An 11,019-nucleotide genomic window follows, 5' to 3' on the forward strand; every position below is an offset into this window, starting at 1 on the left:
TTGATCTAGTGACGGCTTTCCCCCCCTCCTTAACTACCCCTTTAGAAATAGAAAGATCTTGGTCACACATTAGACCCTGATTGGCAGATTTTAATCGCCTGTTACGTTAGCATTTCTTTGGGGATTTCTATTTCCAGCATTGACTTAGGTCGCACTACTTATAATTGAGAATCGGAACAGATTACTGTCCATGCACTTAAGACGATGCCAAACCTATGCAGGGAAAAAATGATGAACGTACAAAATAATAAGTTTGCGCTGCTTCTCGCAGCAGGTGCAGTCTCTATGGCTCTCAGTGGTTGTGGCGGCAGCGATGGTAGTGATGGCAATCCTGGTGAACCAGGTGGACCCGCTGCCGAGTATATCAACACCCTTAATCTAGATGTGACCAAGGTTGCTTACGACAACGGTGTACCCACAGTTACCGTGTTTGCTACCAACGAAGAAGATCTGCCCGTTATTGGACTGCAAGACCTAGGTCTTGTTGCCGCGCAGCTCACCCCTATGGGTGCGACGGGTGCGGGTAACAGTGCACAATGGACACGCACCGCGCGCGTTTCTGGCACACAAAACTACACCGATAATAAAGACGGTAGCTACAACTTCACTTTTGAGGTTAATGGTCTAAACCAAGAATTAACTCAACGCTATAATGTTTACGCAGGTGGCAAAGACTCTACGCTGCTTGATGGTGTCACCAGTGTTCCGCGTCGTGAAATCGTTGATGATTTTGACGGCTATGGCTATGAAGCCAAATACACCAAAGATATCGTGACCCATGAAACATGTACCGCCTGTCACGCCGAAGGTGAGCCACTCACTACACGTCACAGCAGCTACTACACCCAGGAAACCTGTGCAACGTGCCACAGCAGCTCAATGTCTACCGAATCTCAGTGGAATCATCTTATCCACAATATTCATAATACTGCTAAAACCTTTAGCGATAAGTATGGCAAAGAGTACACAGGCAAAGCGGCAGAACACTTACTGCAAAACAACTGTAAGTCTTGTCACGTTGAATCTGAAGAACTTGCTGAATGGGGTAACTGGTCTCGTGTTCCAACCATGGAAACTTGTACGAGTTGTCACGCCGATATCGACTTCAAAGCAGGTAAAGGCCATTCACAACAAAATGACAACAGCAACTGTGTTGCTTGTCATAATGCCAGCTGGACTGAAGAGTTACATACCAGCAGCTTTGGCGATACCAAAGCCCTCATTGACACCTATGGCATCAATGTCGCTTCAGCAATTGATACGACAACGCAAGCCGCAACCGTTAGTATTCAGGTGGTTGACGCCGCTGGTAATGCCGTTGACATCAATACCATTTTACCTATGGTTCAACGCTTTGAGATCATCACTAACGTAGGTCCAAATAATGTGACCTTAGGTTACGGTGGTAAAGACTCCATCAATGCAATTAAGAACGGTGTACTTGATGCGGCCGCTAAGGTTGAAGAAGGTAAATTAGTCTACACCACAACCAAAGAACTTAAACTAGGTGCTGAAGGGGCTGACAACGAAACAGCCTTTACCTTTGTTGGTTGGGCAATGTGTTCTGCACAAGGTCAATTTGTAAAATGTGACGACGCTGATTTCGATGGCAAAGACACTGACAAATATACCGGCATGAAGGCCGACCTTGCTTTTGCAACGCTGTCAGGTAAAGCACCAAGCATGCGTCATGTTGATTCAGTCAACTTTAGCGCATGTGCAAACTGTCATACCAGCGAGTTCCAAGTTCACAAAGGTGGACACCATGCTGGATTCGTGATGTCTGAGCAGCTTTCCCATACTAAAGACGCTAACGACCAACCTATCATTGGTGTTGATGCTTGTGTCGCTTGTCATACGCCTGATGGTACTTACGCTGGCGGCGGTAACATGGGTGCACTAGAGACAAAACTTCACAAGACTCATAGTCAAGGTGACTACGCTGTTATCCCAGGTATGAACTGTGCTCAGTGCCATAGCGACTTCGACCGTGATGCCTTTAAGAAGAAAGGGGCAATTGCAACGGCTAACCCTAATTACTCAGGCAGCCTATACACGACTCCTATCGCGGCAACATGTGCATCTTGCCACAGCTACAACATGGACAAGTTTAAGGCTCATGTTGAAGGACAAGGCGCACTCGTTAATGTTTCTAAAGCCGAAGCGACTGATGCTGCGCAACTAGAAACCTGTTTCTACTGCCACGCACCAACGCCAGCGGATCACACTGCGGTTAAGATGTAATTTGCGCATCTTGAAATGAAAAACGGGGGGAGCCCGCTCCCCCACTTTTCGAAAATTTGTGCAAATTAGGAAGTCTATTATGAAAATCACAAATAAACTCAAAAGCCTCATCCCTGCAGTCATCACTGCCGCGGTGTTAACTTTGGGCGTTAGCCACAGTGCCATCGCTTCAAAGTGGGACGCCAAAATGACGCCTGATGAAGTTGAAGCCACCTTGGACAAAAAGTTCGCGGAAGGCCAATACTCACCAAAAGGTGCCGACTCTTGCTTAATGTGTCACGGCAAATCTGAAAAGGTCATGGATCTGTTCAAAGGTGTCCATGGCGCAGCAAACTCAAGCAACAGCCCAATGGCTGGTCTGCAATGTGAGTCTTGCCATGGCCCTATGGGTAAGCATAACCGTGGTGGTAATGAGCCAATGATCGCCTTTGGCCCAGACTCGACCCTGTCAGCTGAGAAACAAAACAGCGTCTGTATGAGTTGTCACCAAGATGATAAGCGTATGTCTTGGAATGGCGGTCATCACGACAATGCCGATGTTGCCTGTGCCTCGTGTCACTCTGTGCATACCGACAAAGATCCAGTGCTGTCAAAAAACACTGAGATGGAAGTCTGTACCAGTTGTCACACTAAGCAAAAAGCTGACATGAACAAGCGCTCAAGCCACCCAATGAAATGGGCACAGATGGTATGTAGCGACTGTCATAATCCACACGGCACTATGTCAGATTCAGACTTGGTCAAACCAAGCGTAAATGAAACCTGCTACGCCTGCCATGCCGAAAAACGTGGCCCAAAGCTATGGGAGCATGCACCCGTCACTGAGAACTGTGTGACATGTCATAACCCACATGGCAGCGTTAATGAAGGCATGTTAAAGACCCGCGCACCACAACTGTGCCAGCAGTGCCACGCCAGTGATGGCCATGCGAGCAATGCTTACATGGGTAACACAGAGCAAGGCTCAAGTGTGGGTGGTAATGCGTTCACCGGTGGTCGTAGCTGCTTGAACTGTCACAACCAGATCCATGGTTCTAACCATCCATCTGGCAAGCTATTCCAGCGCTAAGGAGACGAGAAGATGAAATTCAAACTTAATTTGGTCACCCTCGCCCTTATCGCTAATGCAGGTATTGCGTTACCTAGCATTGCGGTAGCCGAAGGTTATGGTTTGCAAAATGCCAATACCGCCAAAGTAAAATATGATAAGTGGACCTGTAAACGTTGCGCAATTGATACTGGCGTATCTGGCACTGTTGGCGTTGGGGTTGGTTACAACGATAGCAGTGACATTCGCTCGGCTAATGCCTTTGCTGCCGAAGATGAGTTTGCGGGTAAAGTTGATGCCGACCTTAACTACGTCAGCGAGTCGGGTTACCGTGCCAGCGTTGAGGCACAAAACCTCGGCATGGAAAACGGATCCCTCGATATCGATGCGGGCAAAGTAGGTCAATACAACTTAAACGTTAACTACCGACAAATTGCCACCTATAAAACAGACAGTGCAATGACCCCTTACCAAGGTGTCGGTAGCGGTGACTTAACCTTGCCTGATAACTGGCAAACGGCCGGTTCTAGCCAAGATATGAGCCTGCTTTACAGCAGCCTAAACCCAATGGAACTCTCGCTTAAGCGCAAACGCGCTGGGCTAGGATTCGAGTACCAAGGTGAAGAACTGTGGAGCACTTACATCACCTATCAACGTGAAGATAAGACTGGCCTTAAACAAGCGTCTGGTAGCTTCTTCAATCAGTCGATGATGCTTGCTGAGCCGGTAGATTACACCACTGATACGGTTGAAGCGGGTGTCAAACTGCGCGGCGACAACTGGTTTACAGCACTGAGCTATTCAGGTTCTAGCTTTAAAAACCAGTATAGCCAACTGACTTTTGACAATGCCTTCAACCCAACGTTTGGCGCACAAACTCAAGGTACTATGGCACTTGACCCAGATAACGAAGCCCACACGGTGTCGTTAATGGGCCAATATACCGCTGGTCGCACTATAATGAGTGGTCGTGTGCATTACGGGCAAATGACGCAAGACCAAGCATTTGTCACCTCAGGTTACGGTTATCAAGTACCAGCAGAGTCATTAGATGGTAAAGTTGATATGAGTGGCATCAACCTTAAAGTGGTTTCACGCATCAATCGTACCGTGCGGTTAAACGCAAGTTATGACTATAGTGATCGCGACAACAAGACCAATGTTGAAGAGTGGACACAGATCAGCATAGACGCCACCACGGGTAAAGCTGCCTACAACACCCCTTACGACATCACCACGCAGCGCGCTAAACTCGGTGCTGACTTCCGTCTCAGCCGAGGCATGAAACTCGAAGCGGGTTATGATTTCCGTCGTGATGAGCGCAGTTACCAAGACCGTGAAACCACAGACGAAAATACACTTTGGACTAAATTCCGTTTAAGTGCATTTGATAACTGGGATATGTGGATCAAGGGTAGCTACGGCGAACGTGATGGTTCAGAGTACCAAGCGTCAGAGTGGACCTCATCTGAGTCGAACGACCTGCTACGTAAATATAACCTCGCAGACCGTAAGCGTACCATGGTAGAAGCACGTATTAGCCACAGCCCAATTGATGCCCTAACGGTTGATTTTGGCGCTCGCTACGCCCTTGATGATTATAACGACACGCAGATTGGCCTAACTGAATCGAAAGATATCAGCTACGACATCAGCGCCAGTTATCTCATCAACGATGACATGATGATCAACGCCTTCTATAACCGTCAGAACATAGATTCTGAGCAGGCTGGCAGCACTAACTTTAGCGCGCCAAACTGGTACGGTATTATCGAAGATCAAGTCGATGTTATTGGTGCAGGGTTCAGCTACAACAATCTGTTAGAGAAAAAACTGCGTCTAGGCGTGGATTACACCTACTCAGATTCAAGCAGCAACACCCAGGTCACTCAAGGCATTACCGGTGACTACGGCGATTACTACTCAAACGTCCATAACATCAATGTCTATGGCCAATATCAGGCAACTGACAAAATGGCACTTCGTCTTGACTACAAGATGGAAAACTACAAAGACAATGATCCAGGCAATCAAATTGCCCCAGATGGTATTTGGAACGTAGTAAGCTTTGGCTCAAACAGCCACGACTACACCGCACATATGGTGATGTTGAGCATGAGCTACAAGCTGTAATCTAGCACGAGTACCTCAAGAAAAGCCCGCTCTCTTAGCGGGCTTTTTATTACCCGATCTCATTCAAACACCACTCATAAGCCTATCTTTCCCCCTTGGCTCAGCCACAACCTAATCCACAGCTCAAATTGCCAAATATTGACTAAACTTATCAATATCATCCGATTCTGGACAACCTATGAAACGTCAGCAACCCACTCACTTTGGTCCCTACCCCTACAACTCATTGCTCGATATGGAGATCGAACAGATTGACTGGTTACGTTGGCAGCGCCTCGTCAATACCGTGGCTGCAATGTTTGATGCCCCGGCTACCTTCATCAACCAAGCCAATCGTAAAGGTATCGAAGTGATCGTCGCCTCTGAGCTGCCAGATACTCGCTACTCACCGGGCGGCCATAGTGATGTGGATACTAATATCTATTGCCATCACGTGGTCAAAGACTCAAAAGAGCTCTATGTGCGAGATGCTGGTGCCGACGAACAATGGTTAGACAACCCCGAATACACCGAAGATAACTATGCCTCTTATCTCGGAATGCCCATCTGTTGGCCCGACGGCTCTGTCTTTGGTACCCTGTGTGTGCTCGACACCCACCCCACCAATTATCCCGACTCCTATGTCAAAGCGCTGGCAGTGATTAAAGAGGTGATAGACAGCGATCTCAAACACCTCTACCGTGAAAACCAACTGCTAACCCTTAGCTACACCGACCCACTAACACTCATCTACAATCGCCGTGGTTTTAGCGATTTGATGAACAGCACGCGAGAGTTAGCCAGACGCCTTAATCGACAATTAGTGCTGCTCTATTTCGATCTAGACCACTTTAAAATGATCAATGACCGCTACGGTCATCAAGTCGGCGATGAGCACCTTAAAACATTCGCCAAAACATTAAAAAGCAACAGTCGCACCTGTGACTTAGTGGCGCGCTGGGGCGGTGACGAATTTGTAGTGCTGATCCATGCCGAAACCCCAGCCAGTATTAGTCTGTATGACAAGCGATTACAACGCGCATTGGCTCAACTCGATATCACTCCCGCCATCGAATACTCCATGGGTCATGCCGTTATCAAACCCGATGATATTGGCGCTAATCAAACGCTACTAGATATCGCCGATCAACAGATGTATAGCCAAAAACAGGCGAAGCACGCCACAAAACCCCAAAGCTAAACTGGTGGTGAAAATGCTTTTCACGTAAGCTAAATGCCATCTTTTTAACACTCATGTAGCCTGCCAGTGTATTTTCTCGATGCGTCGTTAGCACAACAAATAGTCAATCGCACCATGGCCATTATTGGTCATAATATCAATGTGATGAATAATCAAGGCACGATTTTAGGCTCAGGCGATCCACATCGTATTGGCTCAGTCCATGAGGGCGCGTTATTAGCCATTAGCCAAAACCGTACCGTGGAGATTAATGCCGCTGGCGCTGACAATTTACAAGGAGTTAAACCCGGCATTAATCTACCGCTCCATTATCAAGGCGAAATCATCGGTGTCATCGGCATCACTGGCGAACCCGAGCACCTTATCGCCTATGGTGAGCTACTCAAAATGAGCGCCGAAATGATTGTCGAGCAAGCGAACTCCCTTGAACTTGTACAGTGGCAAAACCGCCAACAAGAGGAGTTTATTCTCCAGCTGATTAAGGGGGAACACCGCGACATGACGCACCTGCAGTCTTGGGCGACTCGGCTTAACATTGACTTAAACACACCTCGCGTGGTCGCCGTTATTCAGGTGCAAGATGACAATGCCCAAACCACGGCAAACTCACTGTTAAAACAGGTACTCAACCTATTGGAAACCCCTTCCCGTGGGAACTTAATAGCCATGAGTTCAATGACAGAACTGGTGATCCTCAAACCCGCATTTCTTGATGGCAAGCAGTGGAGTGCCAACCTTGAAAGTCAGCGTATCGATCAATTGCTTAAACGCCTGCCTAGTGAAATGAGTGCCAAGCTCAACATCGCCCTCGGCCACTATTTCCCCCAGCCAACCGACATTCATCGCTCTTACCAAACCGCCAAAGAAACCCTACGATTTGGGATGCAAATGCATCCAGAGCAGAGTAAATATCTGTTTGAAGACTATGCCCTACTGGTGATGTTATCGGGCCTAAAAGATGACTGGCGCGGGCAGCAGTTGCTGCAACCCTTTGAGCGCTTAATTGAACAAGATAGTAATCAACAACTACGCAAAACCCTCACCGCCTATCTCAACCATTTTGGCGATCAACAGGCCTGCGCAAAACACCTGTTTGTGCACCGTAATACCTTAAGGTATCGCCTTGAAAAAATTGCTCAAATTACCAATATCGACCTCAATAGCCTCAACGGACTTTTGCAACTCTATTTGGGACAAGCCATGTTAGCGGCCAAGTAAGATTAAGGCGCAAGGCTAAAATCCACATCCACTTCAAAGATCATACGCTCGTTGGTCAACGGATGATTTAACACCAATCTTTGTGCGTGCAGATGTAAACGGTTAGCTTTGCTGCCGTACAGATCGTCGCCAATAATCGGCAGGTGCAGGCCATCATGATGGGCACAATGCACCCGCAATTGATGAGTACGGCCAGTATGTGGGTAAAGATAAAGCAGGGTGTTGGCCAAAGTGCGCGACTTAACCTGCCACTGTGTATGGGCATGCTTCCCATGCTCATAACAGACCAATTGCCGCGGTCTATCATCTAAATCGACCCTAAGCGGCAGGCTTATTTCACCTTGTTCACCTTCGACCACACCAGCCACTTGCGCCACATAGCGCTTCTCTACCGTCCGTGCAATAAACTGCTGCGCCAAAGATTTATTGGCTTCACTCGTCAGCGCAATCACCATTAAGCCTGAGGTAGACATATCCAAGCGGTGCACAATAAGCGGCCCAGTGGCCATTGGAAACAGCGCCTTCATCCGGGCATACACTGAATCGCTAATATTTTTACCTGGCACAGAGAGAAACTCGGCTGGCTTATTGACCACAACAATCGCTTCATCTTGGTAGATAATCTCAATCGACTTTCCCTCTGCAGGATTAGCTAACAGTGGATTATCGTCCATCTCAATTCCATCAAGCATATGGCTCAAAATGGGTTGGCACTTACCTTGGCATGCACCATAGAAATTTTTATGTTGTTTCACCTCAGATTTAGGTGAGGCTCCCCACCAAAACTCCGCTATGGCTAAGGGGGTGAATCCATGGCTAAACGCATATTGCAGTAACTTAGGGGCGGCGCACTCCCCCGCCCCCGCTGGCGGTTGATGAGTGGGTGCATCCTTAAATATCTGATTAAGATCGCGCAGCTCTCCCGCTTGATTTAAAAAGCGGTATTGAGCGAATAGCTTTTGCTGCAAAGCGTTAGACTGCTTAGCGCGGCGCGATTTGAGTGACTCAATCTTATTTTCTAACCTGTGTAACGAGTCATTCCCCCCTGCAATACGGCTATCCCAATGCGCTTTAATCGCCTTTAGCTGATTCTTTTGCGCCACACTCTCTTGACCTAGCTGCAGGTTAAGCACCGCCAATTCCTGTGGATTCAATTCAGCTTCAGCCTGGGTTCGCTTTAGCTTACGTGCTTTACGCCCTTCTATAATTGCTGCGCGCATCGCTTCAAGCTCATCATCCGCCGCTTGTACTAGTGCAGCTAATTGCTCTCTCAACATCGATAGTTCGGTCGAATCCTCAAGGTGAGTTAGCTCATAGGTCAACTGATTTATCGCTTGTTGCTCAGCATGAAAGAAGCCATCTTCCGTCAACATATCAAATACTGGCGGCACAAAACCATTAATGAGATTTTGTTCGGCCAGCTTGCCAGAAAATGCGGCTAAATACCCTAATTCTCCGCGGTTGTTACGCACCAACAACACACCAAACATCTTACCAATGGCATTGGCTTTATCGTTACCTAAGCCAAAGTTATGCTGCCAGTCAGTCTGCGTGCTCAAATATGTTTGTAACTCCGCAGCCGCCAACACACATAAGGGATGCGGCTCATAATAAAACGGAAAAGTGAAACGTTCGGGTAGTTGATAACTATCGACTGGCGATTTAAACAGAGTAAAACAGTGCTGAGCAGAATACATGGGCATTTAACATCTTTTGCTGATACTGAGTGAGCGAGACGAAGTTAACACTCGCTAACGAAGCAGAGGATTTTACGCTGTCAGGGCGTTGAAGTCATTATTTAGCGATCAGATGAATGCTGTAGTGGTCAACTAAAATTGGCCAAATCTATTCTTCGTAGCCGCACATGGGAGCATATTTATTATCTCCTTGGTTACAGATCTCCACTCTTACATCCTCTTCAATTCCTTTACCTGTGATTGTAGTGGTACGGTGAATTTGGCCACCTAGTTAGAGGTGATATCATCACCTCATAAGTTAACAGGTGACACTATGAAAAAACGTACAAGAAGACTTTTTAGCGCAGAGTTCAAACTTGAATCAGCTCAATTAGTGCTAGATCAAAATTACTCAATTGTTGAAGCTGCTCAAGCCATGAGTGTAGGCAAATCAACCATGGATAAATGGGTTCGACAATTAAGAGAAGAGCGACAAGGTAAGCAACCTAAAGCATCACCTATATCACCAGAACAAATTGAAATTCGAGAGTTAAAAAAGCAACTCGCTCGCCTCCAAGAGCACAACGAAATATTAAAAAAGGCCACAGCTCTGTTGATGTCGGACTCACTGAACAATTCTTAATAATTGAGAAACTCAGGCAGAGCTACAGCATAAAAACATTATGCGAAGTGTTCAGTATTCATCGTAGTAGTTACAAATATTGGAAAAAGCGGCCAACAACCATTAATGCCGATAAAGTTAAACTTCGGAGCCTAGTTAGCGAAGTACACACTGCAAGTAATGGGTCGGCTGGTGCTAGAACCATTGCAGATATGGTTAGCCAGCAAGGTGTCTTGCTAAGCCGCTATCGTGCCACTAAGTTGATGAAAGAGCTTGGTATAGTTAGCTGTCAGGTTCCTAAGCACAAATACCGAAAAGGCACGCTAGAACATATTGAAACCCCTAATCACCTAGGTCGACAATTCGCAGTTACAGCTCCGAATGAAGTCTGGGTTGGTGATGTCACCTACGTGTGGGCTGGTAACCGCTGGATGTACTTAGCTGTTGTGATTGATCTATTCGCCCGTAAAGTGATTGGCTGGGCTATGTCATTATCACCTGATAGCCGTTTAACTGGCAAAGCGCTTACGATGGCCTATGAAGGTCGTGGTAAACCTAAAGATGTTATGTTCCATAGCGATCAAGGGACTCACTATACAAGCAGAAAATATCGACAACTTTTATGGCGATACCAGCTCAAACAAAGTTTATCTCGACGTGGGAATTGTTGGGATAATAGTCCAATGGAACGCTTTTTTAGGAGCCTTAAGACAGAATGGATACCAACAACAGGGTATCGTAATTTTACAGAAGCTCAGAACGAAATTACACGATACATAATTGGATATTACTGCCAGCTTCGTCCACATCAATATAACGGCGGACTGACGCCCAATGAATCGGAACGATTGTTCTGGTTAAACTCTAAGATCGTGGCCAATATTAGTTGACCACTACA

The 11,019-nt window shown here is 46.9% G+C and carries 7 protein-coding genes; 6 read left to right on the plus strand and 1 reads right to left on the minus strand.

Annotation, left to right across the window (positions count from 1 at the left end; translation table 11 throughout):
- The first annotated feature begins 231 nt into the window (after nt 1–231).
- The 5 genes from BEL05_RS06680 to BEL05_RS06700 all read left to right on the plus strand — a co-directional run bounded on the left by BEL05_RS06680 (nt 232) and on the right by BEL05_RS06700 (nt 7,823).
- Entirely contained in the window at nt 232–2,244 is a 2,013-nt protein-coding gene (locus BEL05_RS06680) for an OmcA/MtrC family decaheme c-type cytochrome (protein ID WP_342671955.1), read from the plus strand.
- 79 nt (nt 2,245–2,323) lie between these two features.
- Complete coding sequence (locus BEL05_RS06685) at nt 2,324–3,313, plus strand: DmsE family decaheme c-type cytochrome (protein ID WP_028763572.1); 990 nt, start codon at nt 2,324–2,326, stop codon at nt 3,311–3,313.
- 12 nt (nt 3,314–3,325) lie between these two features.
- Nucleotides 3,326–5,425, plus strand: a complete 2,100-nt coding sequence (locus BEL05_RS06690) for an MtrB/PioB family decaheme-associated outer membrane protein (RefSeq protein ID WP_069670673.1) — start codon at nt 3,326–3,328, stop codon at nt 5,423–5,425.
- Between the two features lie 178 nt (nt 5,426–5,603).
- On the plus strand, nt 5,604–6,605 hold the full coding sequence (locus BEL05_RS06695; protein WP_069670674.1) for a sensor domain-containing diguanylate cyclase: 1,002 nt from the start codon (nt 5,604–5,606) through the stop codon (nt 6,603–6,605).
- 66 nt (nt 6,606–6,671) lie between these two features.
- Nucleotides 6,672–7,823 carry a sugar diacid recognition domain-containing protein gene (locus BEL05_RS06700; RefSeq protein ID WP_069670675.1) on the plus strand — a complete coding sequence of 384 codons (1,152 nt, stop codon included), beginning with the start codon at nt 6,672–6,674 and terminating at the stop codon, nt 7,821–7,823.
- A gap of 2 nt (nt 7,824–7,825) precedes the next feature.
- Here the strand turns inward: BEL05_RS06700 and BEL05_RS06705 are convergent, their stop codons facing one another.
- Complete coding sequence (locus BEL05_RS06705; RefSeq protein WP_069670680.1) at nt 7,826–9,520, minus strand: RluA family pseudouridine synthase; 1,695 nt, start codon at nt 9,518–9,520, stop codon at nt 7,826–7,828.
- Nucleotides 9,521–9,833: 313 nt separating this feature from the next.
- On the opposite strand from BEL05_RS06705, the gene BEL05_RS06715 reads away from it, so the two are divergent.
- A protein-coding gene (locus BEL05_RS06715; RefSeq protein ID WP_139151798.1) for an IS3 family transposase occupies nt 9,834–11,011 on the plus strand; the annotation gives its coding sequence in 2 pieces (ribosomal slippage) (nt 9,834–10,101 and nt 10,101–11,011; 1,179 coding nt in all).
- The last annotated feature ends 8 nt before the right edge of the window (nt 11,012–11,019 follow it).

The organism is Shewanella colwelliana (assembly GCF_001735525.1).
Classification (GTDB): Bacteria; Pseudomonadota; Gammaproteobacteria; order Enterobacterales; family Shewanellaceae; genus Shewanella; species Shewanella colwelliana.

Bases quoted from the DNA above. Each gene is read 5' to 3' on its own strand.
- BEL05_RS06685 (WP_028763572.1), top strand. From the start codon at position 2,324: ATGAAAATCACAAATAAACTCAAAAGCCTCATCCCTGCAGTCATCACT.
- BEL05_RS06705 (WP_069670680.1), bottom strand. From the start codon at position 9,520: ATGTATTCTGCTCAGCACTGTTTTACTCTGTTTAAATCGCCAGTCGAT.
- BEL05_RS06695 (WP_069670674.1), top strand. From the start codon at position 5,604: ATGAAACGTCAGCAACCCACTCACTTTGGTCCCTACCCCTACAACTCA.
- BEL05_RS06680 (WP_342671955.1), top strand. From the start codon at position 232: ATGAACGTACAAAATAATAAGTTTGCGCTGCTTCTCGCAGCAGGTGCA.
- BEL05_RS06690 (WP_069670673.1), top strand. From the start codon at position 3,326: ATGAAATTCAAACTTAATTTGGTCACCCTCGCCCTTATCGCTAATGCA.